We start from the raw sequence: 25,663 nt of genomic DNA, 5'->3' as shown, positions 1-25,663 counted from the left end.
CCTATCCCGGCGTGCATTGGAACCGGCGGGCGTTAAGATTTAATGCAAATTGAGGGCGTCATCTTACGGAAAAATAACCCTTTTGAGCCCTCGCCGTAAGTTTCGCGTAAGCTTCGACCGGTTGCGCGGGCGATCCCGACATTCCAGACGGGAACCGAGCCTCGGCGTCGGCCGTTGTTGGCCCATGCGGATCAGGGAAGAAAACCGAAATATGTTTCTGCTGGCGACCGTGACGCTGTGCTGTGTCGCCGTGGCCGGGACATTGATGTTGTTCGAGCCGATGCTTGGGTCGGCCCCCGAAAAGCGGGTCGCCGAGACAGCCGTGATCGACGACACCCGGACACCGGTTCAGACACCGGTCCGGGTGGTTGGCGCACCGTTCGAGCCCAACGTCAATCCGCGCCAGCGATAGCGCTCACCTCGGCGACGCCTGCGTGCCCTCCTCTGGCCGGCCATGCGCACGCGCCAATTCCTCGACGAACGCGATCACCTCCGCCCGCTTGTCGGGCGGCAGCGACAAGAACGCGCGGATGAGCCTCAGGCCCTCCACTTCGTCCGACCGTTCTTTTCCGGAATCCATCTGCCTATTTTCGGGCGACCGGGAAAAATATGCAATCCTTTGTTTACCGCCTTGATTCGCCGCAGCCGCTTTGCTGGAATGGGACCGGCTGAGGTGGATCATGAAATGGATCGTGGAACGTGACGCGCTGATCGCGCAGACACTGGCCTTCGTCCAATCGGTGACCGGCATGAAGGATAATGTCCTTCAGCCGGAAGGGACCCCGGTTGCCACGACAGCCGCGGTCGAGATCGTTGCCGTGGAGGTCGCTGCAGTCGAGATCGAGCTGACGCAAGCTCCGGTACCGCCCCCACCCACTCCTCCGCCGCCACCGCGGGCGATCGGTGATTTCCGCACCGAGATGCAGGCCCGCATCGCCAATTTCCGCAAGCATCAGGAGCGGTTCGAGCGCGAGCGCGAGGAATATTGTGCCGAAACCCTGACCAGATTGCGCGCCGCCATCCACGACGCCCCGGCCCCACCGGTCAGAAAATAACGCGCCACCCCCCATCGGAGGGGCCTACAGCCAGGACCACACCAGCCAAAGATTGGCCGCGCAGGCGCCGAATAACGCCAGCGTCAGCGGCAGGAGCATGTGCCCGCAGGAGGTCTTCAGGTCGCTCGTCATGGCGGAAAACATCCGCTGATTCCGCCAAACGAGTCCCAAGGATTCTTTTTTTCGCGATTCAGGAGTCGTTAAGGACTCAAGGCCCGGCTAAAGCGCGATGCGATGAGGATGAATCGTCATCGCGCTTTAAGTTGTTGTTTAATCATGATCTTTTCGGAAAACCGCTGCTCGCTTTCCGGATCATGCTTTAGCCTGGATCACGGGCCCGTGATCGCCAGCCCCCCCGGAACCCGCGGCCCGTGAGGTCGTTAATGCGCTTTCCGGGAGCGGGAAGAATGCCCTACGCCTTGTTCTGCAACGACGCCCAGATCAGCAAGGCCTATCCGAGCGAATCCGACGTCTGGAAGCTCGCTTATCGGAGCGGTCTGGTCGTGGACATCAGCGCCGACGAGGAGCGTCCCGGGCCACGCCGGGTGCTCGACAACGACTACGAGATTAAGCCCTGCCGGGTCGCCCAAGGTGAGGACCCCGCCCAAAACAAGGCCGAGGCCGACCGCCAGTCGACGATGGAGCTCGAGCTGAATTCGTGAGGTCCGGCGGCGGAAGCCGCAAAGCGGTCAGGGCGTTGCGGTTGCCAGCGAGGCCTGCTCACCGGCCAGCGCCACGCAGGCCTTGCGGCGATGTAGCCCGCGGATCGCGCCGGTGACCTTGAGCACCTTGCCCGACGGGCAGGACGCGTCCTTGACGAAAGCCACCTCGTAAGGTGCCAGCATCAGAGGCTCGGATTTGAGGATTGTCTGTGCAGAGCACGGCAGGCCGACAAAGCACGAGAGCACCACCGCCGACACCAAGATACGCATGTCCGTCGTCCCACCAGCCCGGTAATTCTCATATAACGCTTTCCGGAGCGCGAGTTCCGTAAGCGGCAAAAATTATTTTTGCTTTACCCAAGTCCCATGACGCGCGTGAGAAAGCGCCCGCCGGAATGTTTTCCTGCAAATGACGCGCCAGATGGTTCACGCAAAGCAAACATGGGGCCGACAGGCAAGAGGCTGACAAACGAAAGGCCGGCGGGAAGCCGGCCTTTGTCAGAGCGTGGTCGCGGTAGAGGGTCAGTAGCGCGAGGCTGCCGGACCGCCCCAGCCGAAGCGGTAGTTCACACCGACCTTGACGGTATGCTCGTCCTCCCGGCCGCGAACGCCGACGATGTCTGCCGGACCGGAGGTGAAGGTGGTGCTGCCGAAATTGTAGTACTGGTACTCGGCCTTGGCCGACCAGCTGGGCGCGAACATGTATTCGAGGCCGGCGCCGACGGTGTAGCCGTCCTTGCTGTTGCCGGTGGTGGTGAAGCCCTGCGGCACGCCTGCGACATTGACGCCCAGGCCGCCATTGCGCCAGGCGTAACCGCCCTTGGCATAGAGCAGCGCCGGACCCCAGGTGTAGCCGATGCGGCCGGTCACCGACCCGAGCTGGTCGGTGTTGGAGGTCACCTGCGTGCCCAGCGGGAACGTGACGCCGTTGTTGTTGGTCGGCAGCCAGGAATACTGGGCCTCGATACCCACCACCCAATTGGGCGCGAACTGGTAGTCGAAGCCGCCCTGCACGCCGCCGAGGAAGCGGGCGTCGCTGGACTGGAAGCTGCTGTCGCCGGCGAACGCGCCGCCGACATGGCCGCCGATGTAGAAACCGGTCCAGTTATAAATCAGCTGCGGCGGCGTGTAGGCCGGGGCCTTGGCGTAGGTGCGCGGCTGCATGTCCGCGGCGGCGGCCGGCGCGGCCAGCGCAAGCAGAGCAGCTGCACCCAGCAAAATCGATTTCATGATCATCCCCGTTCTTTCATTTGCGACACTCAGGAAACAACGTGGCGTGAATTGGGTTGCTTCGCGGCGATGCCGGAACGTTGATCGTTCGTGACTGTGACGGTGGGGCAACAACGCGATTTTGTTCCGTCACGTCGTCCTGCACCGACTATTTTTTGTCGTCTGCGCAGGGCCTACCGTAACAATTTGTCGCGAGGTCGAACCACCCCGTTCAAAGCTCGCCGAAATGTGATCCGGCGGCTCCGGCAGTCATCGTTCTAACACCCGGCGATGAAGGCGGGCTTTGCGCTACCGCGTCATCTTTTCCAGTTCCGGAAAGGGTACGTAAACCGCGCCGGCGCAGAGCTCGCTCGTGCGGTCGACGACGCGGTCCGCCCGTCCGTTGACGAAGATCACAGCGCGTTCCCGCATGGCCTTGTAGCTGCCATCGGTCTCGCGCGGGGTGAAATGCAGACAGCTCACATAGAACTGCCGGCCGCCGACCTCGCGCTGGACCGGCTCGGCCATGCTGGCCTCGCGCACGCCGACCGGGTTGTTCAGATAGGTGCGCATCAGCGCCAGGATGTCGCCGCGGAAATTGTCGGGAAACGGCTGCGGCCCTCCGGCCTGGGTCCCCCCGATGATGGTCGGACGATCACCGTCGCTGCCGAAACACGCCGCGAGCGCCAACGCCAATAGCAGGACCGATGCCAAGCTCGCCGCACGTTTCGCCAATCGCCCCACAGATCCCGCTCCCGCTCGAACAGACTAAGGGGACGTTCTAGCCGCAAGGTCGTGCAAAGGGAATTCGCGTCCCCGGGGCTTTGCGACGCACGCACCGTCCCGCCGCCGGCGTCTCGCGCTTTCGCGCAAGGCGCCGAGACGACGGGCCGGGTCTGAAGTCCTGACGCGGCGGCGGGGCAATGCTTGGGATGCCGCCGCGCAGGATCAGTCGTTAGCTGCGCTTCTCGGTGGTTGCCGGCTTGGTGAGGTCCGGCTGCGCCTTCAGCGACTTCTTCGCCGACAGATGCTTGTGGTGATGGCGATGCGTCCGCACGGTCTTGTGCTCGTCGGGCGTGACCGCTGCGTTGGCATTCAGCGCCTTCGACTTGGTATCCACCTTGGCGTCCGCCTTGACGTCGGCGGGCTTCACGTCGCCGGCCTTCGCGTCGGTCTTGGCATCGGCCTTGATGCCGGTGTCCGGTTTTGCGGCGGTGGTCGAGGCCTTGGTCTGGCTCTGGTCCGCCTTGATCACCGGGGCCGTGTTGGTCTTGCCGGCCTCGGCAGCGAAGGCCGGGGCTGCGATCACGGAAGCGGCGAGCAAGGCTGCGGAAATGGTCTTCAACATGGTGGTCTCCTCTTGGAAGGATCTTGAGGCGGCGCCCTCTCGCCTCCCCTTCGATCGTGGGTGGGAGCCTAGGGGCAGCGCGCTGAACCCTGTCTGAAGCCCCCTGCAGGCTTCCGTTCATCTCGATGACAAAAGTTTGTCATCTGCGCCCGGGCGAATAGATCGTGCGAAGCGGGAATGTTTTCGCCAGACGGGTGTTCCGGTCTTCGGGCAATCGTGTAGGATCGCCACGTTCCATACGGGAGAATTTAGATGCGCAAACTCTCAATGCTTGTCGTGCCGGGATTGGTCGCCATGTCGCTGGCGGCCGCGCCGGTGCTGTCCAGCGCCTATGCCGCCGGCAGTGACGAGCCCTCGCCGCCGCCGAAGTCGGACTCCTCGTCCAAGAAGGGCAAGAAGAAGAGCTCTTCCGTCAGCGATCCCAAATTCCTCGCCGCCTATCGCACCGCCTACACGGCGATCTACGACAACCACGACTACACCGGCGCGATCGATCAGCTGAAGTCGCTCAAGCGCGACGACGTCGCCGACGTCGCCAATCTGATCGGCTACTCCTATCGCAAGCTCGGCGACTACCAGTCGTCGAAGGTCTATTACGAGCTGGCGCTGAAGGACGATCCGAACCACGTCCGCACCTGGCAGTATTACGGCCTCTGGCAGCTTGAGCAGGGCAACCGCGAACAGGCGCAGTATCATCTGAACAAGATCGCCTCGCTCGCCGGCACCGACAGCTCCGAGTATCGCTCGCTTGCCACGGCGCTCGACAAGCCGACCGGCGCGACGCTCGTCTACTGAGACAATCGCATCTTCGACCTCGCGAACGGGCACAACCTTTCGGTTGTGCCCGTTCGGCTTTCTCGGCTAGCCTCTCGCATCGATTTTCCCAGCAAATTGGTGTGCAATGGACCCGTGGCTGCGATCCGCGATCGACTACATCGGCTCCTGGATCGAATTCCAACTGACGACCATCCAGCAGCCAGGCGTCATCGTCGCATTCGCCCATCGCGGCGAGATCGTCGCCGAGCATGCGTTTGGCCTCGCCAATCTCGACACCGGCGAGAAGCTCACCCCGCGCCACCGCTTCCGCATCGCCTCCCACTCCAAGAGCTTCACCTCGGCCGGCATCATGAAGCTGCGCGAACAGCGCAAGCTCCGGCTCGACGATCCGGTCGGCCAATATGTCGGTGGCCTCAATCCGCGCGTCGCCGAGACCACGATCGCGCAGGTGCTATCGCACAGCGCCGGACTGACGCGCGACGGCGCCGATTCCGGCCAGTTCATCGACCGCCGTTCCTATCTCGACGCGAAAGAGTTGCGCGCGGAATTGAAGCTGCCGACCGCGATCGAGCCCGGCACCCGCTTCAAATATTCCAATCACGGCTTTGGCCTGCTCGGTCTCGTCATCGAAGCGGTGACCAAGCAGCCCTACTCCGCCTGGATCAAGCGCGAGATCATCGAGCCCGCGGGCCTGCGCGAGAGCGAGCCGGACGCGCCCCTTCCCAAAGGCGCATCGTTCGCGCGCGGCCATACGCGAAAGCTGCCGTTCGGCGAACGATGCGTGATCCCCGGCGACAATCCCGCGCACGCGATGGCGTCCGCTGCAGGCTTCGTTGCGACGGCCGGCGACACCGCACGCTTCTTCGCGCAGCTTGCGCCCAATGCGAAGAAGAGCGTGCTCTCGGTCGCAAGCCGCCGCGAGATGACGCGACACCATTGGCGTATCCCGCAGGGCTTCGAGGGCTATTACGGGCTCGGCGTCAATGCCGGCAAGACCGACGGCTGGGACTGGTTCGGCCATGGCGGCGGCTTTCAGGGCTACATCTCCCGCACCTGCGCCATTCCCGCTTGCGAGCTCACGATCAGCATCCTCAGCAACTCCATCGACGGCGGGGCGCCGTTCTGGATGGACGGCGCGATGCAGATCTTGCGCGTGTTCAAGACGCGCGGCAGGGCCGACCGACGCCTGCGCGACTGGACCGGCCGCTGGTGGACGATCTGGGGTGCGAGCGACCTCGTGCCGATGGGCAATCGCGTGCTCGTCGCCAATCCGCAGTTCAACAATCCGTTCATGGATGCCGCCGAGATCGAGGTCACCGGCCGCGACACCGGCAAGCTCGCCTGGGCTGCGGGCTATTCCAGCCATGGCGAGCCGGTGCGCCGTATCCGCGACAAGCGCGGCAGGATCAGCGAGGTCTGGATCGCCGGCGCCAACGTCAAGCCTGCGCGCGTCGTGGCGAAGGAGATCGCCCGTCGATATAAGCCGCGCAAACGGCGGCCTCTTTAATCGGAGCATGATCCTATCGGAAAACCGCTATACACTTTTCCGGATCATGCTCTACTCCCTGATCAGCGCCTCGACCTCGCTGCGAAACGCCTGCCGCGAGCCTCCTTGCGAATAGAACATGTGGCCGCCGGGGTAGACGACGAACTTCACGCGCTGCCTTGCGAAGGCCGGCATCTGATCGAGCACCCGCTTCGTTCCGAAATAGGGCGTGGCAAGGTCGAACAGGCCGTGCGCGACCAGCACGTTAAGCTTGGCATCAGTGGCGAGGATCTGGCGCAGCTCGGACACCGATTGCGGCGGGTTGATGCCACGGCCGAAATCCCAGTGACCTTCCACGGTGCCGTTCAGGACTTCATAGGAGCCGTCGGGCCGCCAGTTGAGCTTGCGCGTGAGCACGTCGACCGCGGCGCTCGTCAGCGGCGCCTGGAGCGCGTCGCCCGAGGGGTCGCCGAACCGCGAGCTGCTCGAATCCGGATAGGGATCGAAGCCGCGCACCGAGGCATCGTAACGTCCCGTCACCTTGCCGTTCTTGCGGTCGAATTCGCGGCGGAATTCACCGACGTCGAAACGGCCGGCGAGCCGGCGGCTCACCGCCTGGTCGATGCCGGTGAGCGCGGCGACCTTGTCGGCAAGACGATTGGTGGCCTCCTTGTCCGCCTCGCCCTTGACGAGGTCGGCCAGGAATTCGCCGCGCGCGTAGGCCTCGACGTCTGCGAGATCGGCGCGCTTGACCGGCCCTTTGGCCTCGCGCGCCACCGCCACATAGCTCGGCAAGGTCGCGACATATTGCAGGAGGCTGGTGCCGGTGAACTCGCGGAAATCCAAGAGCGGCGACACCAGGATCAGGCCCTTGACGCCGACGCCGTGCTGGAGCTGCAACTGGCGCACCACCTTCGGCCCGCGAATGCCGCCATAGCTCTCGCCCGCGACGTATTTCGGCGAGGTCAGCCGGTCGTGCTTCTCGAGCCAGCGGCGGATCACCAGCGCGATCGCGTTGACGTCGCCGTCGACGGAGTAGAACGATTTTCGTGCGTCCTCGCCGCTCGCAATGAAGCGGCTGTAGCCCGTGCTGACGGGATCGATGAAGACGAGATCGGTGAAATCGAGCCAGGTCTCCGCGTTCGGCTTCACCTCGGGCGAGGCTGACGGCGACAGCCCTTCGCCGTCGAGCGGCAGCCGCCATGGACCGGCCGCGCCGAACTGGAGCCACGCCGAGGACGCGCCGGGCCCGCCATTGAACAGGAACGTGACCGGGCGCGTGGCACGGTCGGCGCCGTCGAGCTGGTAGGACGTATAGGCGATGTCGGCCAGCGGCTCGCCCTTGCCGTCGAACACCCGGATGGAGCCGGCGGTCGCGGCGAAATTGAGGGTGCGGCCGGGCAGATCCAGCGTCTGCTTCGTGGTGGAATCCGGGGGGAGACGATGCGGCTCGGCCGCGGACGGCGAGGCCTGCGTCGCGCTTTGCGGATTGGCGGCGCGCCCACCCTTCTGTGCCGCTGGCGATGCCGCCTCGGAGCGCGGCTGCGGCGGATCATCCGCGCGCGCGACACTCGCGAGCGCGGCCGCGGACACGGCCAGCACGAGCCCGGTTCGTCGCAGAGTCGGCAAGATCGTGAACATGATCGTTCTCCCTGCCCGGTTGTCACAGCCGGCGCGCTTCGAACTAGCGCGGAATTGCGACGCTTTGCGGGATCACCGGTCCGATGGGCAAGTAAGGCGCGCGGGCTGGCTCAAATCAACCCGTTTTGTTCTCTGGATCGACAATCGCCCGTTTGCCTTGAGAGGCGGTCATCCTCGACAATGGAGCCCCAGGTCGTATAGACGAGCCCGGCGGAACTTCCTCCAGCAAGCGGCCTGCCCGACAAGCCATGACCAAGCCCCAGCGATACGACCGCATCGCCTTCGTCGCCAGCCCGAGCAGCGAGGCGCAGGCCGCCTTCAGCCAGCTCACCAGGGACTATGGCAATTGCGACCCCAGGGAGGCCGACGTCGTGGTTGCGCTGGGGGGCGACGGGCTGATGCTGCAGACGCTGCACCAGAACATGCGCACGGGAAAGCCGATCTACGGCATGCATCGCGGCACCGTCGGCTTCCTGATGAACGAATACGCGACGCACGATCTGCGGGCGCGGCTCGAGACGGCGCATGAATCCGAGATCAATCCGCTCCTGATGCGCGCAACCGACGCCAACGACCGCGTCCACCTGCACCACGCCATCAACGAGGTCTACCTGTTCCGGCAGACCTCGCAGGCGGCGCGCCTGCGGATCCTGATCGACGAGCGCGAGCGCATGCCCGAGCTGATCGCCGACGGCATCATCGTGGCGACGCCGGCCGGCTCGACGGCCTACAATCTGTCGGCGCAGGGACCGATCCTGCCGATCAACGCCGCCCTTCTGGCACTGACCCCGATCAGCGCCTTCCGCCCGCGCCGCTGGCGCGGGGCGCTGCTGCCCAACACCGCCTATGTCGTGATCGAGGTGCTGGAGGACGACAAGCGTCCGGTCGCGGCCGTCGCCGACCATGAAGAGGTCCGCAGGGTCCGGCGCGTCGAGGTCCTGTCCGACAAGAGCATCTCGATGCGCATGCTGTTCGACCCCGGCCACAGCCTGGAAGAACGCATTTTGCGCGAGCAGTTCGGCTACTGAGCCCCCGCCCCCCCGCGCGCTGCGGGAGCCCGGTCGCAACCCTTCGTTAACCCTCGCCATGATATGGTTAACGAAGGTTGACCGCTTTGGCCCGGGCGTCATGTTCCGTATCGACTTCAACAAGCTGCGCTTCCTCGTCTGTGACGACAATCCGCACATGCGCCGCATCCTGCGCACGCTGCTGCATTCGTTCGGCGCGCGCGAGGTCTATGAGGCCGAGGACGGCGCCACCGCGCTGGAAATGTACAGCCACTACGTGCCTGACATCGTCATCACCGACTGGGCCATGCCGATCTTCGACGGGCTCGAGCTCGCGCAGATGATCCGGCAGCCGGAATCCAAGGGCAACCCCTACGCGCCGATCATCATGCTGACCGGCCATTCCGAGAAGCGCCGCGTCACCGTGGCGCGCGATGCCGGCGTCACCGAATTCCTGGCCAAGCCGATCTCGGCCAAGGGGCTCTATCAGCGCATCCTCAACGTGGTCGCCAATCCCCGCCCCTTCATCAAGACCAAGACCTATTTCGGGCCGGACCGGCGCCGCAACACCAACTCCGCCTATATGGGCCCCGAGCGCCGCGTCGGCGAAAAGCACGAGGTGCTGCAGCAGCCCTCGCTGCTCGACAAGGCCCGCTCATCCATCTAGCGCAACGTCTTCAGACGAGGCAGGCATCATGGCGAAGAACAGCGCAAAGGACATCGAGGTCACGGCCTTCGCCACGCATCAACTCATCACGCAGCCCAACCCGCTGCGGAAAGTTCTGCGCCGGGTCGAAGACAAGGACATGGACGATCCGATCGGCCGCGCCGAGCAGGCGCTGGCGGGCCTGTCCGGCGAGTTCAAGGATTGGATGACGACCGAGGTCAATCGTCTGTCGGCCGCCTATGTCGCCATCCGCAATGACGGCTTCACCAAGGAGCGGCGCGACGAGCTGTTCCGCGCCGCGCACGACATCAAGGGCGACGCCGCGACCTTCGGCTATCCGGCCGCGGCCGGAATCGCCGAGAGCCTGTGCCGCGTCATCGAGCACGCGCCTGATCTGGAAAAGGTGCCGGCCGAACTGTTCACGCACCACATCAACGCCATCCTCGCCATCGTGCACGAGAACACCAGGCTCGACAGCATCAGCGTCTCCGCCGAGCTCAGCCGCCGCCTGCGCAAGGTCGCCGACGACTATCTCGCCCACGTCAACCGCGACCGCCCCGAGCATCTCGAAGTGATCCTGGCGCCGAGCATCGCGCCGACGGAGTAAGGGTTCGGCTCTATCACCACGATCAGAATCGTAGGGTGGGTTAGCGTAGCGTAACCCACCACTTCTCTGTTTGCGTGGAAAGCAAAGAGGTGGGTTACGCCTGCGAGCTGCGCTTCGCGCAGCCGCAGGGCTAACCCACCCTACGGCAGCTCGCTACGCCGCGATCAGATCGCCATACACAGGATCGATCGCATCGTCCGCGACCAGCTCGTCGCAGAACAGCCTTGCCTCCTCCCGCGCGGATTCGGTGGCGAAGCGGCGCAGCAGGACCATCAGCGGCTCGGTGACGCCGCGGTCGGTCTCGCAATGGGTGAGCACGCGCTCGACCATGCGCCGGCGCAACCGCACCGCGCCGTCGTCGCTGTCGACGAAGCCCTGCTCGTGGCAGGCATCGAGCGCGACCTGGAACGCCGCGAACGTCGCCTCGGGTAGCCCGGCGCGGCGCAGCAGCGCGTGCAGGCTGTTGCCGCCGCGGTCGTGCAGCAGCGCGGTGACGCGCGCCAGCGGCAGGTCGGCAAGCTCGGCCAGCGCCGCGTCGAAGAGGTCGAGATTGCTCGACAACAGCGCGCGCAAGATGAGACCCGCCGTGAGCTGGCCGGTGATGCGCAGGTGTCGCACCAGGCCCTGCATATCCTCGCCGCGCGAGCGCGATGCGATATTCATGGTGGAGCGGTCGCGCGCCTCGAGCGCGATGCGTTCGGCGCGGTCGGCGCTGAGCCAGTTCCGCGCCACGACGAACTGCGCCAGCGTCTCGGAGAGTTTCGCGACCAGCGCGGCGCGGGTTGCGGACGGCAGATCGTCCAGCACCAGCATCGCCTCGCGGATCGCGGCGAGATGGCCGTGGCGCTCGACGATGCGATCCCAGGAGAACGGCGCAAGCTCGGCGTTGGGATTTTCGATCAGCTCCAGCGCGGCCGCCGCGCAGCCGACTTCGGCGATGGCGGCGCAGACCGAGACCGGCAGCGCGATGCGGCGTGCGACCGCGCATTGCACCTCGTGATTGCCGGTCGCGACGAGGTCGACGAGATCGGCGTCGATCAGCAGCGGGGAATGTTCGAGCACGGGCAGCGCGACGGTCGGCTGGTCCGCCGACAGCGCCCGCACGATCGAGGCCGGCGCATCCGTGCTGCGCGCAAAGGCCTCGGCCATCGCCTGCCGCACCAGCGGCGAGGGATCGTCGAGCTGCATCAGAAGCGCGCCTTCGGCGGCGATGCGGTCGTCTGTCGAAAGGTCTGAGATCAGCCAGGCCCGGGCCAACGCCCGTGTGGCCTCGGCCCGCTCGCCGGCGGGCGCCGTCCTGATCCAATTGATGAACTGCCGAACAATCATGCTGCTTCCGGCTTACACAACAAACGAAATTGGTGACGGCTCGTCACCTGCAACACAAAATAAACCACGACGCTTAACAAAGCGTTCACCATAACTGGCTGGTTTTATTGACGTTTTGTTAAGGGAACAAAGGCGCTCGGCTTGCGTGCCCCGGACGCAGCGCAGCACGAAGTGATGCGAGCTGAGCCGGAGTCCATGTCCGACAGGATGATTTGCTGCGGCATGGGTCCCGGCTCTGCGCAGCAGCGTTTCACGCTGCGGCGCGTCCGGGACACGAGACCTCGATTAGCTCGAGAACGTGCCGCTGCGATCGCTGAACAGATCGAGCGGCTGCGGCGGCCGCACATCCGGCGTCGCGGATGCGACTGACGTGAGCGAGGCGTTGTTGCCCCACAGCTTCTGCACCGTGGTCGAAACCGGCTGCGTGGCATCGCCGGGCTGATAGATCGAACGAAACACCGGCGTGGTCGGGGCATTGTCCGCGACCGTCGTCGGCGATGTCGCACTGACGGGCGTCACCGCGCGTGTGTTCGGGAAGGTCTGGAGATAGGCGGCGTTGTCGATGACAGGTGCGGTCGGCTGCACGCCGCTCGCGCTCGCAACCTCCGTGGTCGACGGCGTGCCGCCATACATCGCCATCGCGCTGCGGGTCGTTTTCGAATTGGCCGCGCTGGCATAGCGCGAGTCCAGCACCGAATAGACTTCGGAGACGCTGCGGGCGCGGCCGTCCCTGGCATAAAAAATCGAACGGTTGGCGGATGCCGCATTGGGAAACAGCCGCGCGCCGACCGCTTGCGGATTGTCCTCGGCATTGGCAATCAGTTTCGCGGCCCCGCCGACGCCCATGAAATGTGCCATGTAGAGTTCGCTGTCGCTCGGCCTGCGCCCGAGCAGGCCCGTCAACTTGAAACTGTTCGACTGCGTCAGCGCCGCCGCCATGCTGGAGGCGGCCTCGGGATCGTCGCGCAGCTTCATGATCGACCGCTTCATCGCGGGATCGTCGACGGCGTAGCCGCCCGACGTGGTCCTGGAGATCGCGTTGGCATAATTGCCATAGCCGAGCTGGGGGCCCGCCTCCTTCACCGTGCCGAGCCAGGTCTGGTCGATGAACTGGTAGAGCCCGTGCGCGGATGACGTCGTTGCACCCGCCGTCGGATCGAAATCCGATTCCATCTTGGCGGTGGTCAGCATGTACTGGAAGCTGACGCCGGAGACATTCGAGGCCTGCTTGATCGCACCGGCGACGCGCGCCCGCGACGGATCGAGAACCGCCGTCTGCGTGGCACTGGAATTGTCGACCGACATGATGAAGTGCCCGCCCCGCGCGGCGTTGAGCAGCGCCGGCAATTCGGCGCCTGTCGTCTCACCGTGGGACAGGTATGGTTAATGCGGGGTTAAATTGGCCCTCGCTGTCGTGCCGGGGCGCGCGTAGCGCGAGCCCGGAATCCATAAGGCATTGCGCGTAGCTGAAGGGATTCCGGGCTCGCACCTGCGGTGCGCCCCGGAATGACAGCGAGCTACTTCTTGTAGACCGCGTTCGGGTCGAACAGCCGCTCCGCATCGGCGAAGACCAGCTTCGCCCCGCCACCTTCGGCCTCGACCTTGCGATAGAAGCAGGATCGCCGCCCGGTGTGGCAGGCCGCGCCGATCTGCTCGACACGGATCCAGACCGCGTCCTGGTCGCAATCGGTCCGCATCTCGATCACGCGCTGGGTCTGACCCGAGGTCTCACCTTTTCGCCACAAGGCATTGCGTGAGCGGCTGAAGTACCAGGCCTCGCCGGTCGCGATCGTCTTGCGCAGCGCCTCCTCGTTCATGTGCGCGACCATGAGCACATCACCGGTGGCGACGTCGGTCGCGACGCAAGTCACGAGGCCGCTCGCGTCGAAGCGCGGGAGGAAGGACAACCCTTCCTCGATCTCATGGGAGTGAGCGGACATAGCGACCCTCGCCGTTAACTTGCGAGGTCAGCGCTGCAGGCCTCGCACCAGGGACAGGAAACGGGCCTGCTCCGCAGGGTTGTCGCGGAACATGCCGGTGAAGCGGCTGGTGAAGGTGGAGGCGCCATGCTTGGCGACGCCGCGCACCGACATGCAGGTATGCTCGGCCTCGATCAGCACCGCGACGCCGCGCGGCTTGAGGACCTCGTCGATCGCAGCCGCGATCTGCGCCGTCAGATGCTCCTGGGTCTGGAGCCTGCGGGCGAAGATGTCGGTGAGGCGGGCGAGCTTGGACAGGCCGACGACGCGTTCCACCGGCGTATAGGCGATGTGCGCCCTGCCGTAGAACGGCATCATGTGATGCTCGCATTGCGAGGTGAACTCGATGTCGCGCACCAGGACGAAATCGTCATAGCCCGCGGTCTCGCCAAAGGTGCGGTCGAGCACCTCGGCCGGGCATTGGTGATAGCCCTGATAGAGCTCGTCGAAAGCCTCGACCACGCGGCGCGGCGTGTCGAGCAGGCCCTCGCGCTCGGTATTCTCGCCGATATAGGCGAGCAGCGTCTTCACCGCCTGTTCGGCCTCGGCGCGCGCCGGGCGCGGCTGATCGGCGCGGACGGCGGCCGCGAGGAATTCGGCGGGATCAAGCTCGGCCGGTCGGCTCTCGGGCTGCCGGTCGGAGGGCATGTTGGGGCGGATGGATTTGATGGTCGCGTCCATGTCTACTCCGTTCGACGGCCTTGCGGCCGGAGTGTCACCGGCAGACGGGGCGGCATGCCGCCGGACGCCTGAAGAGAACAAGTTGAACCCGGCGAAATGGTCCTCATCTCTCCCGTCGGCCGCATGGCCTATCGCCACCGCCGCTGGACTGTTTTTCCGCCAGTTCCGACCCTATATAGGACCGTGGACGGCGCCCGCCAAGGCCGATCCGATGCGGAAGTGCTGGACTCCATCACATGCTGAACGACATCTACAACAAGCGGATCATCGAGTTGGCCGGGAATATTCCGCGCCTCGGACGGCTGCCGGACCCCGATGCCTCCGCCACCGCCCACTCCAAACTGTGCGGCTCGACCGTGAAGATCGATCTCAAGATGGAGGGCGACAGGGTCACCGACTTCGCCCATGACGTGAAGGCCTGCGCGCTCGGACAAGCCTCCTCATCCATCATGGCAAGTCGCATCGTCGGCTCGACTGCGAGCGAACTCCGTGAGTTACGCGAAACTGTTCGCAAGATGCTGAAGGAGAACGGTGCGCCTCCTGAAGGCAAATGGGAGGAGATCAAGTTCCTCGAGCCGGTCCGCGACTACAAGGCGCGGCACGCCTCGACGCTCCTGACCTTCGATGCGGTGGTCGACGCCATTGGCCAGATCGAAGCCAAGGCCAAGCAGCCGGCTGCGGCGCAGGGCTGAACTCCCCGGAACGACACGGGGCGTCGCAAAGCGACGAACCCGGAATCACTATCAAGATTTCAGAGCTTACTTCTGCGTCGCCGGAGCCGGCGCGGCCACGCCACCGGTCGGCACCAAGGCTTCGGCCGTCTTGGTCGACTTGGCAGGCTGCGACTGCTCCGGTTCCGCGCCGAACCTCGCCTGAGTCTTCGGCGCAAGCTCCGCCATTGCCGGCGCAGAGATGTCCACATGCGGCAGCACGTCGGCGACGAGGTCGGTCGTCACGAGATTGGTGAGCTTCAGCTCGCCGGCGTCCAGCTCATGCAGGTCTTCCCAGGGCGGCACGCTGAGCGCGAGCGACAGCAGGTCACCGGCTCCGCCCATGTCGAAGGTGTATTTGGCAAGCCGGCCGATGTCGCGTTCCACGATCATCAGGTCCTGCGCGCTGTAGCTCGCCGCCTTCGCATCGTCGGCGCGGTCGCCCATCCAGATCTGGTGGACGCGGACATGGGCAGCTTCGGGCACGTAGCGCTTCTTGCCGGCCAGCAGCAGGAACACACACATGGATTCGCAATAGGCCTCTGGCGCAACCGCCGGGCGGGCGGACTGCCCGCCGCGGAGACTTACGCCGACCGTGGTCAGGAGTCCGAGATTGCGGAAGCGTCGGCCGAGGGTGATCGCGTCGTTGACGGAACCGCCGCTGGAATCGAGCACCACGGTGGCGCCGCCGAGCTGCCGTCCGCGGGAAAACTCCTCGAAATCCTTCGGTGTGTCAGCGGTGATGATGCCGACCGCGCTGACCCAGCCGCGGCAGTTCGGCTCGCAGGCAATCCAGTTGAACTTCATCGGCAGCTTGCGCTCTTCGAGAGCAACACCCGCGCGGGCCGATGACCCGAGTGTCGCGACGGCGCCAGCCAGCACGACTCCACAGACGGCGGTTCCCACCAGCAACCAGCCGCGAAGATTAAGGGAGTTCAGAAGTCTCAATCTGGTTCCTTCCCCAAGCCCCTAAGGTCCCTAACAATCCTTGGTAGCGCCCTCTGAGTCCATCATACAGGCGTATGTTTCTACACATGGACGTCACAAAAATGGTATCCGTGGGAATACAGATCGTCCACAGGTACTTGCTGCACTGCTCCCAAAAAGCACGCAAAATATGGCGCGCAAACAACAGCTTACAGTTCCCTGCGCCGGAACCGTGCAACACCTCGCCTAACCTCGCAGCACATCGCACATGAAGCATTCAGCCTGCGGGCATTGTTCCAGTTCCGTCGAAGGGGCGTTTCGGCTCCCGCGCAGATTCGGCCGTGCGTTGATTTGGCTTTACCGGCACACGCTGTCGCCCCTGGTCGGTTACAATTGCCGGCATCTGCCGACTTGCTCCGTCTATGGCGACGAGGCGATCGAACGGTTCGGGCTCTGGGCCGGCGGCTGGATGACGCTTGCGCGCCTGCTGCGCTGCAATCCGTTCGGCACGTCGGGCATCGACAATGTACCGCTCACGGCACCGCCAGGCGCGCACTGGTATCTGCCATGGCGCTACGGCCGCTGGCGCGGCGTCAATGCATCCTGAGATTGCTGTGATGCTTTGCGCATCGGTGGCCTGAGGGGAACCGCAAGCTTTCTTCCCGCGTTGTTTCGATGCTCCCCCGGGAGGAAACAACAATGCGCTGGAAAATCAGCCCTCATCTTCACTTCAGGCCTTTTCACTTCAGGCTTTCTCACTTCAGGCCTGGGCCCACCCCCGGCTCCAGGCGGCACCACGACCCCAGAACCCTGGATCTGCTCGCGATCGTCGCCTTGCTCGCGCTCGTGCTTGGCTCCGGCTGGTATCTGGCGACGAGCTTAGCCACCGCGCCGAGCACGACGGCGTTCATCGTGCCAAGCCAGAGCGTGCACTGGTAATTAGCGGAACCAGTAAAAGCGCCCGGGCGGCGGCGGGATCGGCTCGGGCGGCCGCAGCCGTTTCGGACGCGGCGGCTTCGGCGCCGGATCGGCCGACGAGGTGGCCTCCCCGCCCGGCGCCGTTTCGGTACCCGGCACCCTCACCGCCAGCAACAAATTGGACTCGTGCATCCGCCAGCGGTAGCCGACGCCGAAATCGATCGGCTGGGCCCGCGTGAACAACTCGGAATAGCGCTCCTGGTAGCGGCCGGGGAATTCGTCGATCGGCCCGAGATAGCGGCCGAACGGGAAGAACCGCCATTGCCGCGCGCCGTAGTTCGCAAGCGGAATACCGGAATCGTCCTGGATGATGGTGGCGCTGTTGGCGAGCAGCCAGTCGCGAACGACGGTGAAGTTTCCGGAGTGCATGAGATAGGACGCACTCTTGAGCAGGCTGTTGCCGGGCCCGAGCGTCTCGCAAAATTTCAGGAACCCCGTGTTGCGCGCGCCGGAATTGGAAAGATCGGTCGAGAAATAATACAGCGTGCGTGTTTCCCCATCGCTGCCGGCGAAGGCGATGCGAACGCCGCGCGTCGCGTTACGCCCCGGATTGTCGTCGCCGACATGCAAGCCCCCCTTGTCGTCGAGCGCGATCATCTCGACGTTGCGGATGGTCTTGCCGGAGCGCGCGAGGAAGACATAGAGGATCGGCAAGGTGCCGTTGACCTGGTTGGCGTGCAGGTCGACCTTCATCTGCTTGGTGATGAAGAAGGAAAAGCTCAGGATCGAGCCGAGCGAGCGCTCGACATTGTAGAGCGCCGCGCCGACCGCGCCGCGCGGCAGCCGCGTCAAATCGGGCACGGCGCCGACCGGCTCCAGCGCGCCGAGCACGTAGGTGCTGGCCTTGGAATGGAAAGCGTTGGCGTAGAGGAAATCGGGGCCGCTGAACATGTAGAACATGGTCGGCCGGGGCGCGGCGAGATTGACGTCGGCCCAATCGCGGATCTTGGAGAGCTGGCGCTGTTCGAGCTGGGCGAAGGCGCCGTCGAAGAATTTTGCATGGCGCTGCCAGCCCGGATCCTTCGTGAGCGGCACCAGCGGCGAGTCCGCCGAAGGCTGCATGCCCGCGAGGAAGCGCGCGGTGTCGTCGAAGCTCACCTCGGCGGCGTGCGCGGACGAGACGGCCGCAGCCAGCAGGGCAAGAGCTGTGGCCGCAATTCTGAGGGGACGAAACATGTCTATGCGCGATCGTGTGAATTGCCAGCGGCGACCGGCCGCCTGCGGAAAACAGCATAAATCAACAGGCCCGAGAGCATGACGAGCATCCCCGCGAGCGACTGCAGCGGCCGCTCGGTCAGCAGGTAGTACATCATGAACGCGGTCACGAGCAGGAAAACCAGCGGCGTGAACGGGTATCCCCAGGCGCGATAGGGTCGGGGCAGATCGGGATCGGTGATGCGCAGCTTGATGACGCCGGCGACCGTGAAGAACGAGCAGAACAACAGTGCGAACTGGATGAAGTCGAGCACCGCCTCGAAGCTGCGCGTGAACAGCAGCAGATTGGCGACGGCGAGCTGGAACAGGATCGCATAGGCCGGCGCGCCGCTCGCCGATCGCTTCGAGAACACGCGCAAGGCGGGAATGTCCTCCCCCATCGTCATCATCACGCGCGGGCCGATCCACATCATGGCGCTGATCGAGGAGATCAGGCCAACGCAGATCATCGCGCCGACGATCCGGCCACCGAGGCTGCCGAAGATGGCGCTGCCGGCGACGCTGGCGACATCGAGCTGACCGGCAAGCGCACCGACCGGCGTCGAATGGAGAAACACCGCGTTCAGCGCGACGTACAGCACGAGCACGATCAGCGTCCCCGCCAGCAGCGCGCGCGGCAGATTCCGCTGCGGCATGTTCATCTCGCCGATGATGTAGGTGGCGGCGTTCCAGCCCGAGAACGAATACATCACGAAGACGAGCCCGATCGCGAACGGCGCGCTGACGATGTGGGCGAGATCGCCCGGCTGCGGCGTAAACGTGATCGGTTGCGGGGCAGCGATGACGAAGCCGGCGACCAGGAAGGCGACGATCAGCGCGACCTTGATGATCGTCGCGATCAGCTGGAAGGTCGAGGAGTGCCTGACGCCGGTCAGTTGCACGAGCGAGACCAGCCACACCACGGCGATGGCGAGCGGGATCGGGGGCAGATCGGGCACGACAGATTTGGCGTATTCGCCGAACGCCATCGCGGCGAGCGCAACGGGCGCGGCAAAGCCCACCGTCGCCGACACCCAGCCGGCGAGAAAGCCGAAGGCGGGATGATAGGCGCGACCGAGGAAATTGTACTCGCCGCTCGAGCGCGGAAACATCGCCCCGAGCTCGCTATAGGCGAACACGCCACACAGCGCGACGATGCCGCCGACGGTCCACAGCAGCAGGATCGAAAAGCCGGACGGGATGTCCTTGACCTGGAAGCCGAGGCTGGTGAAGACGCCGACCCCGATCATGTCGGCCACGACGATGGCGGTTGCGACCAGAACTGAGACCCCGGTCCCGCTTCCGGTCAGCCGGCCAGTCCAGGGCGCGGTTCCCGCATTTGATGCCGTCATCGGGGTCCTTAACCTCAGGCGTCGTGCCTCATGGGCGCATCGTGCAGGTTGGCCCAGTCAATTCAAGCAGGGTTAACAAGGGCTAAATGAGGCGACGGAAGCGGGTAATTGAGCACCGCTTATTCCGCCCCCGAGCGATAAAGCGGCGCCCGCCCCGGCAAATCCCGTTCCTCCTCCCCACAATCAGGACACGATTGCATGGTCCTTTTGAGCGTTCCGGATGTGGGGAAGTTTCTCCGGACACTTAACGTCACCTAAACGCCAGCGGCGCAATTGTCTTGAGATGCCGATGGACGTGACTTTGGGGTCATGGGTGGATGGTCGGGGCCGTTCCGAAATTGAGAGCTGACATGCGTGCCGACCGGACGACGTCCGGTGCGCGCGGTCATGCGCTCCGGATCGGCCTGATCTCAGCCTTGGTGCCGCTCTCCCTGACACTGGTTCAATGCGGCAAGGCGCCCAATCCGGCGGCGCTCGCCGCGAACTCGCAGGCCAATGTTCAGGTCGTTGCGAAGACAAATCAGCAAGTCGCGAGCGGCGACACGTTCGAGGATCGCTTCCCGGCCCCGCAATTCGGGGAGCGCTTTCCCTCGGCGAGCGAGAGTTTTCTGCAGCGGCAGATGTCGGACTTCTCGCCGAAGCGCGCCGTGCAGCAACCGTCGCCGGAGCAGGCTCCCTACAGGGTCGCTTCGCTCGAGCCGCAGGTCCCCTACAAGCGTTCGCCCCGCGACGACCTGACGACGCTCGTCAGCATGAAATCGTCGGCCTTTCCCTATTTCGGCAACAACCCCGCCTCCGACGCGCCGTTCCTCAACATCGCCAAGGGCGACCGCCGCGGCCATCGCAGCTATTCCGGTCGCGTGTTCTGGCAGGACGAGACCTACAATGACAGCCGCGTGCTGATGCACGTGCCCGAGCATTTCGACGTCCGCAAGCCGGGCGTGATCGTGGTGTTCTTCCATGGCAATGGCGCGACGCTCGAACGCGACGTGCGTGATCGCCAGCTGGTGCCGAAGCAGGTCACCGATTCCGGCGCCAATGCCGTGCTGCTTGCCCCACAGATGGCGGTCGATGCCGCCGATTCCAGCGCCGGCAAGTTCTGGCAACCGGGCGGCTTCAAGCGCTTCATGGCGGAATCGGCCGACCACCTCGCCCGCGTTACCGGCGATCCCAACAGCGCCCGCGCCTTCGCCAACATGCCGATCGTGATCGTCGGCTATAGCGGCGGCTTCCTGCCGACGGCCTGGAGCCTGGAGGTCGGCGGCATCAGCGACCGCGTCCGCGGCGTCGTGCTGCTCGACGCCGTCTATGGCGAAATGGACAAGTTCGCGTCCTGGATCGAGAGCCACCGTTCCGGCTTCTTCGTCAGCGCCTACACCCGCCACACCGCGCGGCGCGACCGCGAGCTGATGAGCATGCTCCGGCAGAAGGGCATCGGTGTCGCCGAGGACATGGACGGCCCCTTGCGTCCCGGCAGCGTGGTGTTCGTGGAGACCGGCGACGGCATCACCCATCGCGACTACGTCACCCGCGCCTGGACGCGGGATCCACTCAAGGACGTGCTGGTGAAGATGTCGGCGACGCCGGCGCTGGCGCTGACCCGCGTGGCGGCCACCAGTTCCGCCGCATCGAGCCGATAGGTTTGGATATTGGTGCAGCCGGTGTCCGGCTGCATTGCCTGCAATTCCCTCAGGCTCTGATCAAAATGTAATGTTGATGGTCGAAATCCCCGGAAGCCACCGGATTGCTTCCGCCAGCAAGGCTCATACTTTGCCGGCCAGTTTGTGATTGGAATTTCGCGGGGACAGGCAGTGCGTCAGGGATTGTACAAGGTCGACTTCCACACCGTTCATGGAACGGGCTGCGGCGTCGTCTACGTGATGGATGGCAAGATGCGCGGCGGCAATTCCGCTTTCGCCTTCATCGGCACCTATACGGGCGAAGGCGACAGCATCAAGGTCAAGATCTCGACCCAGCGCTACAACGACGACCCCTCCTTCAAGGCTCTGTTCGGCACCGACCGGATCACGCTGGCGCTCGCCGGCCGGGAGGACGGCGACAACGCGGAATTCGAAGGCAACGCGCTGCAGGCGCCGGGCGTTGCCTTCCGGGCCGTGCTGAGCCGGATCAGCAACTGAGCATCAGCTCATTCGAGATTAGCTCTTGTCAGTATTAGCTCTTGGGCAGCTTCGGAATGCTCTCGGCAAAGCCGTTGAAGCAGGCCAGCCGCTCGTCCTCTTCCTTGAAGAAGCGGCAATCGGCGTAGCCCTTGGCCTTCGCCGGCTTCGGCTTCGGCGCTGGCGCGATCACCGCGTCGTAGCAGTTGAGGCGGTCCTTGGTGCCGTCGTCGAGTTCGAGGCAGGCCTGGAGCCTGGCCGCGATCGACTGCGGCTTGCCCTTCGGCGCTGCGGCCGGCTTGGCCGCCGCCTCTTTGGTCCCTTTGGGCTTGACCTGCACCAAGGGCTTGTCCCCCACCATCGGTGGCTTGTCGGCTTGCGCAAACGCGGAGGCTGAATAGAGCACCGCGGCAACCGCCAGAATCATCCTCATTTCAGTCAACTCTCTTTGGTCCCCATGACCGGCGTTCTAGCGCTCCCGCGCGCGGTTTGCCAAGCACATTGCGTACACGAAGCCGCGGGATTCAGGCCGTTGCAGCCGCAGGCCGGGGCCGGGTCAGGACCACCAGGATCAGCGCCAGCACGACGAAACCGACCGCGACGAAGCCGAGCGCATGCAGGAGTTCGCGGGCGAACAGCAGCCCGCCGACGGCGGAGCCGACCGCCTGGCCGATATAGAGAACGGACGTATTGAGCGCGACGGTTGCCGATGCCAGCGGCGGCGCGGCCGCGACCAGCCGCACCTGCTGCATCGAATTGGTCGAGGCAAAGCCGAGGCCCCAGATCGCGACTCCGACCGTCATGAAGGCAAGCGTGCCCGCGCCGAGCGCCCAGCCCGTGATGCCCGCGAGCAGCAGGCAGGTGAACAGCAGCGAGGTCCGATAGGGGCCCGAGGTGTCGACGATGCGGGTGGCGATGACGACGCCGAGGAAGCCGCAGACGCCGTAAAGCGCGAACACCATGCCGATCGCATCGGGACCGGCGCCAGTGAGCTTCTTGAGCAGCGGGCCCATGAAGGTGAACACCACGAACTGCCCCGACATCTGCAGCATGGTGATCGCCAGCAGCAGCCGGATCGTCCTGTTACGGCCGACCTCGCGCCAGGTCTTCAGGTCCACCGGCGCGCCCTTCAGGCCTGCCGGCAGCCGCAGCAGCAACAAGAGGAAGCTGATGCAACCGAGCACGCCGATCTCGCCATAGGCCGCGCGCCAGCCGTAGCGGCTGGCAATGAAGGTGATCAGCGGAAGGCCGACGGCGGCAGCCAGCGACCAGCCGAGGAAGATATAGGCGATGGTGCTGCCCCGCCGCTCCACCGGCACGATCAACGCCGCCGTGCCGGCGGCCTGCGGCGTGTAGAGCGCACCGACCGCGAGCATCACGAGACGGATGGCGAGGAGGCTGGTGTAATCGGGTGCAAAGGCCGAGGCGAGATTGCCGAAGGCGAGCACCGCCAGCGTCGTCGTGAGCAGCGTCCGCCGTTCGATGCGGCTCGTCAGCCAGGCCATCAGCGGCGAGCCGATGCACAGCGTGATCGCGCCGAAGGTGATGAGGAGCCCGGCTGCATGAATGCTGACGTCGAGCCCCGTCGCCAACTCCGGCAGCATGCCCGCCGGCGCCAGCACCGAGCAGCCGGTGACGAGATTGCCGAGCATCAAGGCGGTTGGCGCGAAACGCGGGGCGCGTGCATTTTCCATGCAAGTGCATGTAGAGCAGCCGCCGGGCCAGTTAAAGGGCCGGTGCGAAATAGTTCGTGCGCACGCCCGTTTTATGCGCCGATTTTCTTGGAATTGCCGGATTGCGCAGGCCGAATCGCCTGATATATCGCTCGTTCCCGCTTACCTGCGCTCGTTCGCAGGAGTGAGCCTCAGGAGAAAAGCAATGACCGACCAGTCCAAGGACCAGCCGAAGTCCGAATCCGGCTTCCAATATTCCCTCAGCAATCTGAAGCCCGTGACCCCCGCCGCCAAAGTTACCCTCACCTTCCCGGACGGCGCCCAGCGCCAATACGACCAGAGCATCACCGGCCTCGATATCGCCAAGGGCATCTCGCCGTCGCTGGCCAAGCGCACGGTCGCGATGGCGCTCGACGGCGTGGTCGCCGACCTCAACGATCCCATCGAGGCCGACGCCAAGCTCGAGCTGATCAGCCGCGACGATCCGCGCGCGCTCGAACTGATCCGCCACGATTGCGCCCACGTGCTCGCTGAGGCCGTGCAGACGCTGTGGCCGGGCACGCAGGTCACCATCGGTCCCGTGATCGAGAACGGCTTCTATTACGACTTCTTCCGCAACGAGCCGTTCACGCCGGAAGACTTTGCCGCGATCGAGAAGAAGATGCGCGAGATCATCGCGCGCGACAAACCTTTCACCAAGGAAGTCTGGGATCGCGAGAAGACCAAGCAGGTGTTCCGCGACAAGGGCGAGGCCTTCAAGGTCGAGCTGGTCGACGCCATTCCCGGCACCGAGCCGATCAAGATCTACTACCAGGGCGACTGGTTCGACCTGTGCCGCGGCCCGCACATGACCTCGACCGGCAAGGTCGGTAACGCCTTCAAGCTGATGAAGGTGGCCGGCGCCTATTGGCGCGGCGACAGCAACAATCCGATGCTGACCCGCATCTACGGCACCGCCTTCGCCAAGCAGGAGGACCTCGACGCCTACCTGAAGCAGATCGAGGAAGCCGAGAAGCGCGACCATCGCAAGCTCGGGCGCGAGCTCGACCTCTTCCACTTCCAGGAGGAAGGTCCGGGCGTCGTGTTCTGGCACCCGAAGGGCTGGACCATCTTCCAGCAGCTGATCGCCTATATGCGCCGGCGCCTGACCGGCGATTACAGCGAGGTCAACGCGCCGCAGATCCTCGACAAGGTGCTGTGGGAGACCTCGGGCCATTGGGGCTGGTATCGCGAGAACATGTTCGCGGCGCAGTCGGCCGGCGACGAGGCCGAGGACAAGCGCTGGTTTGCGCTCAAGCCGATGAACTGCCCGGGTCACGTGCAGATCTTCAAGCACGGCCTGAAGAGCTACCGCGACCTGCCCTTGCGCCTCGCCGAGTTCGGCGTGGTGCATCGCTATGAGCCCTCCGGCGCCATGCACGGCCTGATGCGCGTGCGCGGCTTCACCCAGGACGACGCGCACATCTTCTGCACCGAGGACCAACTCGCCGAAGAGTGCCTGAAGATCAACGAACTCATCCTGTCGACCTATGCGGACTTTGGCTTCACCGGCGATCTCACGGTGAAGCTGTCGACGCGGCCGGACAAGCGCGTCGGCACCGACGAGATGTGGGATCACGCCGAACGCGTGATGGCGACGGTTTTGCGCGAGATCCAGTCGCAGAACAATCACATCAAGACCGAGATCAATCCGGGCGAAGGCGCCTTCTACGGGCCGAAGTTCGAATATGTGCTGCGGGACGCCATCGGCCGCGACTGGCAGTGCGGCACCACGCAGGTCGACTTCAACCTGCCGGAGCGGTTCGGCGCGTTCTACATCGACCATGACGGCGGCAAGAAACCGCCTGTCATGGTGCACCGGGCGATCTGCGGCTCGATGGAGCGCTATATCGGCATCCTGATCGAGCACTATGCCGGCAACTTCCCGCTCTGGCTGTCGCCGGTGCAGGCGGTGGTCACGACCATCACCTCGGAAGGCGACGAATACGCCAAGGTGGTGATGGAGCAGGCACGGCGCGCCGGGCTTCGGGTCGAGATCGACCTGCGCAACGAAAAAATCAACTACAAGGTCCGCGAGCATTCGCTGGCCAAGATCCCGGCGCTGCTCGTGGTCGGCAAGAAGGAGGCCGAGACGCATTCGGTGTCGGTCCGCCGCCTCGGCAGCGACGGCCAGAAGGTGCTGACGACCGAGGAGGCGATCGCCGCCCTGGTCGACGAGGCGACCCCGCCGGACGTCAAGCGGGCGCGGGGCGCGGTCTGACGGC

At 64.8% G+C, this 25,663-nt stretch carries 29 protein-coding genes; 14 read left to right on the top strand and 15 right to left on the bottom strand.

The genetic code is table 11. The annotated features are described in order from the left end of the window. The first annotated feature begins 211 nt into the window (after positions 1–211). Positions 212–412 (top strand): hypothetical protein, encoded by a 201-nt coding sequence (locus XH81_RS14825; protein WP_038950518.1) that lies wholly within the window; start codon positions 212–214, stop codon positions 410–412. Positions 413–415: 3 nt separating this feature from the next. On the opposite strand, the gene XH81_RS14820 is transcribed toward XH81_RS14825, so the two are convergent. After that, positions 416–682 carry a hypothetical protein gene (locus tag XH81_RS14820; protein ID WP_131233057.1) on the bottom strand — a complete coding sequence of 89 codons (267 nt, stop codon included), beginning with the start codon at positions 680–682 and terminating at the stop codon, positions 416–418. On the opposite strand from XH81_RS14820, the gene XH81_RS14815 reads away from it, so the two are divergent. Together XH81_RS14815 and XH81_RS14810 are read left to right on the top strand one after the other, a co-directional pair. Further along, positions 681–1,055, top strand: coding sequence for a hypothetical protein (locus XH81_RS14815; RefSeq protein WP_028141089.1), 375 nt, complete (start codon positions 681–683; stop codon positions 1,053–1,055). The two genes, XH81_RS14820 and XH81_RS14815, sit on opposite strands and share 2 nt — an antisense overlap. A 407-nt stretch (positions 1,056–1,462) precedes the next feature. Further along, complete coding sequence (locus tag XH81_RS14810; protein WP_028141090.1) at positions 1,463–1,717, top strand: hypothetical protein; 255 nt, start codon at positions 1,463–1,465, stop codon at positions 1,715–1,717. Positions 1,718–1,744: 27 nt separating this feature from the next. On the opposite strand, the gene XH81_RS14805 is transcribed toward XH81_RS14810, so the two are convergent. The 4 genes from XH81_RS14805 to XH81_RS14790 form a co-directional block, all read right to left on the bottom strand. Beyond that, positions 1,745–1,987, bottom strand: a complete 243-nt coding sequence (locus XH81_RS14805; RefSeq protein WP_028141091.1) for a DUF6719 family protein — start codon at positions 1,985–1,987, stop codon at positions 1,745–1,747. Between the two features lie 252 nt (positions 1,988–2,239). After that, positions 2,240–2,947, bottom strand: a complete 708-nt coding sequence (locus XH81_RS14800; RefSeq protein ID WP_028141092.1) for an outer membrane protein — start codon at positions 2,945–2,947, stop codon at positions 2,240–2,242. Between the two features lie 288 nt (positions 2,948–3,235). After that, complete coding sequence (locus tag XH81_RS14795; RefSeq protein ID WP_038974968.1) at positions 3,236–3,670, bottom strand: hypothetical protein; 435 nt, start codon at positions 3,668–3,670, stop codon at positions 3,236–3,238. A gap of 211 nt (positions 3,671–3,881) precedes the next feature. Then, entirely contained in the window at positions 3,882–4,274 is a 393-nt protein-coding gene (locus XH81_RS14790) for a His-rich protein BRANT (protein WP_028141094.1), read from the bottom strand. 252 nt (positions 4,275–4,526) lie between these two features. Here XH81_RS14790 and XH81_RS14785 point away from each other — a divergent pair, with 252 nt between their 5' ends. Then, positions 4,527–5,069: a tetratricopeptide repeat protein gene (locus tag XH81_RS14785; protein WP_028141095.1), complete on the top strand. Its 543-nt coding sequence runs from the start codon at positions 4,527–4,529 to the stop codon at positions 5,067–5,069. Positions 5,070–5,175: 106 nt separating this feature from the next. Then, positions 5,176–6,558 carry a serine hydrolase domain-containing protein gene (locus XH81_RS14780; protein ID WP_028141096.1) on the top strand — a complete coding sequence of 461 codons (1,383 nt, stop codon included), beginning with the start codon at positions 5,176–5,178 and terminating at the stop codon, positions 6,556–6,558. Between the two features lie 51 nt (positions 6,559–6,609). Here XH81_RS14780 and XH81_RS14775 read toward each other — a convergent pair whose 3' ends face one another. Next, entirely contained in the window at positions 6,610–8,178 is a 1,569-nt protein-coding gene (locus XH81_RS14775) for a S10 family peptidase (RefSeq protein ID WP_028141097.1), read from the bottom strand. Between the two features lie 248 nt (positions 8,179–8,426). On the opposite strand from XH81_RS14775, the gene XH81_RS14770 reads away from it, so the two are divergent. The 3 genes from XH81_RS14770 to XH81_RS14760 all read left to right on the top strand — a co-directional run bounded on the left by XH81_RS14770 (position 8,427) and on the right by XH81_RS14760 (position 10,459). Further along, positions 8,427–9,206 (top strand): NAD kinase, encoded by a 780-nt coding sequence (locus XH81_RS14770; protein WP_028141098.1) that lies wholly within the window; start codon positions 8,427–8,429, stop codon positions 9,204–9,206. A 100-nt stretch (positions 9,207–9,306) separates the two neighbouring features. Further along, on the top strand, positions 9,307–9,852 hold the full coding sequence (locus tag XH81_RS14765; RefSeq protein ID WP_008549760.1) for a response regulator: 546 nt from the start codon (positions 9,307–9,309) through the stop codon (positions 9,850–9,852). Between the two features lie 28 nt (positions 9,853–9,880). After that, complete coding sequence (locus XH81_RS14760; protein ID WP_028141099.1) at positions 9,881–10,459, top strand: Hpt domain-containing protein; 579 nt, start codon at positions 9,881–9,883, stop codon at positions 10,457–10,459. Between the two features lie 153 nt (positions 10,460–10,612). Here XH81_RS14760 and XH81_RS14755 read toward each other — a convergent pair whose 3' ends face one another. The 4 genes from XH81_RS14755 to folE all read right to left on the bottom strand — a co-directional run bounded on the left by XH81_RS14755 (position 10,613) and on the right by folE (position 14,448). Continuing rightward, positions 10,613–11,788: a DUF2336 domain-containing protein gene (locus XH81_RS14755; protein WP_028141100.1), complete on the bottom strand. Its 1,176-nt coding sequence runs from the start codon at positions 11,786–11,788 to the stop codon at positions 10,613–10,615. 285 nt (positions 11,789–12,073) lie between these two features. Continuing rightward, the gene (locus XH81_RS14750; RefSeq protein ID WP_028141101.1) at positions 12,074–13,135 is read right to left on the bottom strand and encodes a transglycosylase; all 1,062 of its coding nucleotides are present in this window, start codon (positions 13,133–13,135) and stop codon (positions 12,074–12,076) included. Positions 13,136–13,305: 170 nt separating this feature from the next. Then, positions 13,306–13,728, bottom strand: a complete 423-nt coding sequence (hisI, locus tag XH81_RS14745) for a phosphoribosyl-AMP cyclohydrolase (protein ID WP_028141102.1) — start codon at positions 13,726–13,728, stop codon at positions 13,306–13,308. 27 nt (positions 13,729–13,755) lie between these two features. Further along, positions 13,756–14,448, bottom strand: coding sequence for a GTP cyclohydrolase I FolE (gene folE / locus XH81_RS14740; protein ID WP_028141103.1), 693 nt, complete (start codon positions 14,446–14,448; stop codon positions 13,756–13,758). Positions 14,449–14,684: 236 nt separating this feature from the next. Between folE and XH81_RS14735 the strand changes: the two genes are divergently transcribed. Then, positions 14,685–15,140, top strand: coding sequence for an iron-sulfur cluster assembly scaffold protein (locus XH81_RS14735; protein ID WP_028141104.1), 456 nt, complete (start codon positions 14,685–14,687; stop codon positions 15,138–15,140). 66 nt (positions 15,141–15,206) lie between these two features. Here XH81_RS14735 and XH81_RS14730 read toward each other — a convergent pair whose 3' ends face one another. Continuing rightward, positions 15,207–16,106: a hypothetical protein gene (locus tag XH81_RS14730; protein ID WP_028141105.1), complete on the bottom strand. Its 900-nt coding sequence runs from the start codon at positions 16,104–16,106 to the stop codon at positions 15,207–15,209. A 247-nt stretch (positions 16,107–16,353) separates the two neighbouring features. Here XH81_RS14730 and yidD point away from each other — a divergent pair, with 247 nt between their 5' ends. Further along, on the top strand, positions 16,354–16,692 hold the full coding sequence (yidD, locus tag XH81_RS14725) for a membrane protein insertion efficiency factor YidD (RefSeq protein ID WP_028141106.1): 339 nt from the start codon (positions 16,354–16,356) through the stop codon (positions 16,690–16,692). Positions 16,693–16,784: 92 nt separating this feature from the next. Further along, positions 16,785–17,024, top strand: coding sequence for a hypothetical protein (locus XH81_RS14720; protein ID WP_028141107.1), 240 nt, complete (start codon positions 16,785–16,787; stop codon positions 17,022–17,024). Here the strand turns inward: XH81_RS14720 and XH81_RS14715 are convergent, their stop codons facing one another. Further along, complete coding sequence (locus XH81_RS14715; RefSeq protein ID WP_028141108.1) at positions 17,025–18,239, bottom strand: hypothetical protein; 1,215 nt, start codon at positions 18,237–18,239, stop codon at positions 17,025–17,027. Positions 18,240–18,241: 2 nt separating this feature from the next. Next, the gene (locus XH81_RS14710) at positions 18,242–19,609 is read right to left on the bottom strand and encodes an APC family permease (protein ID WP_028141109.1); all 1,368 of its coding nucleotides are present in this window, start codon (positions 19,607–19,609) and stop codon (positions 18,242–18,244) included. A 350-nt stretch (positions 19,610–19,959) separates the two neighbouring features. Between XH81_RS14710 and XH81_RS14705 the strand changes: the two genes are divergently transcribed. After that, complete coding sequence (locus XH81_RS14705) at positions 19,960–21,249, top strand: alpha/beta hydrolase (RefSeq protein ID WP_049802004.1); 1,290 nt, start codon at positions 19,960–19,962, stop codon at positions 21,247–21,249. A 171-nt stretch (positions 21,250–21,420) separates the two neighbouring features. Further along, on the top strand, positions 21,421–21,747 hold the full coding sequence (locus XH81_RS14700) for a GrlR family regulatory protein (protein WP_028141111.1): 327 nt from the start codon (positions 21,421–21,423) through the stop codon (positions 21,745–21,747). A 34-nt stretch (positions 21,748–21,781) separates the two neighbouring features. On the opposite strand, the gene XH81_RS14695 is transcribed toward XH81_RS14700, so the two are convergent. Then, positions 21,782–22,159, bottom strand: coding sequence for a hypothetical protein (locus XH81_RS14695; protein ID WP_028141112.1), 378 nt, complete (start codon positions 22,157–22,159; stop codon positions 21,782–21,784). 91 nt (positions 22,160–22,250) lie between these two features. Further along, a complete protein-coding gene (locus XH81_RS14690) occupies positions 22,251–23,420 on the bottom strand; it encodes an MFS transporter (protein WP_028141113.1) in 1,170 nt (389 codons plus the stop codon). A 184-nt stretch (positions 23,421–23,604) separates the two neighbouring features. On the opposite strand from XH81_RS14690, the gene thrS reads away from it, so the two are divergent. Then, positions 23,605–25,659, top strand: a complete 2,055-nt coding sequence (gene thrS / locus XH81_RS14685; RefSeq protein ID WP_028141114.1) for a threonine--tRNA ligase — start codon at positions 23,605–23,607, stop codon at positions 25,657–25,659. The last annotated feature ends 4 nt before the right edge of the window (positions 25,660–25,663 follow it).

This window comes from Bradyrhizobium sp. CCBAU 25360 (assembly GCF_028128695.1).
In the GTDB taxonomy this organism is placed as follows: domain Bacteria; phylum Pseudomonadota; class Alphaproteobacteria; order Rhizobiales; family Xanthobacteraceae; genus Bradyrhizobium; species Bradyrhizobium ottawaense.
The sequence above is the reverse complement of the archived record's forward strand: the minus strand, read 5'-3'. Positions and strand labels throughout refer to the sequence as shown.

What these genes read in the sequence shown, in the direction of transcription:
- XH81_RS14775 (WP_028141097.1), bottom strand. Translation starts at nt 8,178, where the DNA reads ATGTTCACGATCTTGCCGACTCTGCGACGAACCGGGCTCGTGCTGGCC.
- XH81_RS14710 (WP_028141109.1), bottom strand. Translation starts at nt 19,609, where the DNA reads ATGACGGCATCAAATGCGGGAACCGCGCCCTGGACTGGCCGGCTGACC.
- XH81_RS14805 (WP_028141091.1), bottom strand. Translation starts at nt 1,987, where the DNA reads ATGCGTATCTTGGTGTCGGCGGTGGTGCTCTCGTGCTTTGTCGGCCTG.
- XH81_RS14815 (WP_028141089.1), top strand. Translation starts at nt 681, where the DNA reads ATGAAATGGATCGTGGAACGTGACGCGCTGATCGCGCAGACACTGGCC.
- XH81_RS14780 (WP_028141096.1), top strand. Translation starts at nt 5,176, where the DNA reads ATGGACCCGTGGCTGCGATCCGCGATCGACTACATCGGCTCCTGGATC.
- XH81_RS14810 (WP_028141090.1), top strand. Translation starts at nt 1,463, where the DNA reads ATGCCCTACGCCTTGTTCTGCAACGACGCCCAGATCAGCAAGGCCTAT.
- XH81_RS14790 (WP_028141094.1), bottom strand. Translation starts at nt 4,274, where the DNA reads ATGTTGAAGACCATTTCCGCAGCCTTGCTCGCCGCTTCCGTGATCGCA.
- folE (WP_028141103.1), bottom strand. Translation starts at nt 14,448, where the DNA reads ATGGACGCGACCATCAAATCCATCCGCCCCAACATGCCCTCCGACCGG.
- thrS (WP_028141114.1), top strand. Translation starts at nt 23,605, where the DNA reads ATGACCGACCAGTCCAAGGACCAGCCGAAGTCCGAATCCGGCTTCCAA.
- XH81_RS14755 (WP_028141100.1), bottom strand. Translation starts at nt 11,788, where the DNA reads ATGATTGTTCGGCAGTTCATCAATTGGATCAGGACGGCGCCCGCCGGC.
- XH81_RS14820 (WP_131233057.1), bottom strand. Translation starts at nt 682, where the DNA reads ATGATCCACCTCAGCCGGTCCCATTCCAGCAAAGCGGCTGCGGCGAAT.
- XH81_RS14695 (WP_028141112.1), bottom strand. Translation starts at nt 22,159, where the DNA reads ATGAGGATGATTCTGGCGGTTGCCGCGGTGCTCTATTCAGCCTCCGCG.
- XH81_RS14720 (WP_028141107.1), top strand. Translation starts at nt 16,785, where the DNA reads ATGCGCTGGAAAATCAGCCCTCATCTTCACTTCAGGCCTTTTCACTTC.
- XH81_RS14785 (WP_028141095.1), top strand. Translation starts at nt 4,527, where the DNA reads ATGCGCAAACTCTCAATGCTTGTCGTGCCGGGATTGGTCGCCATGTCG.
- XH81_RS14800 (WP_028141092.1), bottom strand. Translation starts at nt 2,947, where the DNA reads ATGAAATCGATTTTGCTGGGTGCAGCTGCTCTGCTTGCGCTGGCCGCG.
- XH81_RS14760 (WP_028141099.1), top strand. Translation starts at nt 9,881, where the DNA reads ATGGCGAAGAACAGCGCAAAGGACATCGAGGTCACGGCCTTCGCCACG.
- hisI (WP_028141102.1), bottom strand. Translation starts at nt 13,728, where the DNA reads ATGTCCGCTCACTCCCATGAGATCGAGGAAGGGTTGTCCTTCCTCCCG.
- XH81_RS14770 (WP_028141098.1), top strand. Translation starts at nt 8,427, where the DNA reads ATGACCAAGCCCCAGCGATACGACCGCATCGCCTTCGTCGCCAGCCCG.
- XH81_RS14705 (WP_049802004.1), top strand. Translation starts at nt 19,960, where the DNA reads ATGCGTGCCGACCGGACGACGTCCGGTGCGCGCGGTCATGCGCTCCGG.
- yidD (WP_028141106.1), top strand. Translation starts at nt 16,354, where the DNA reads ATGAAGCATTCAGCCTGCGGGCATTGTTCCAGTTCCGTCGAAGGGGCG.
- XH81_RS14765 (WP_008549760.1), top strand. Translation starts at nt 9,307, where the DNA reads ATGTTCCGTATCGACTTCAACAAGCTGCGCTTCCTCGTCTGTGACGAC.
- XH81_RS14690 (WP_028141113.1), bottom strand. Translation starts at nt 23,420, where the DNA reads ATGGAAAATGCACGCGCCCCGCGTTTCGCGCCAACCGCCTTGATGCTC.
- XH81_RS14715 (WP_028141108.1), bottom strand. Translation starts at nt 18,239, where the DNA reads ATGTTTCGTCCCCTCAGAATTGCGGCCACAGCTCTTGCCCTGCTGGCT.
- XH81_RS14825 (WP_038950518.1), top strand. Translation starts at nt 212, where the DNA reads ATGTTTCTGCTGGCGACCGTGACGCTGTGCTGTGTCGCCGTGGCCGGG.
- XH81_RS14735 (WP_028141104.1), top strand. Translation starts at nt 14,685, where the DNA reads ATGCTGAACGACATCTACAACAAGCGGATCATCGAGTTGGCCGGGAAT.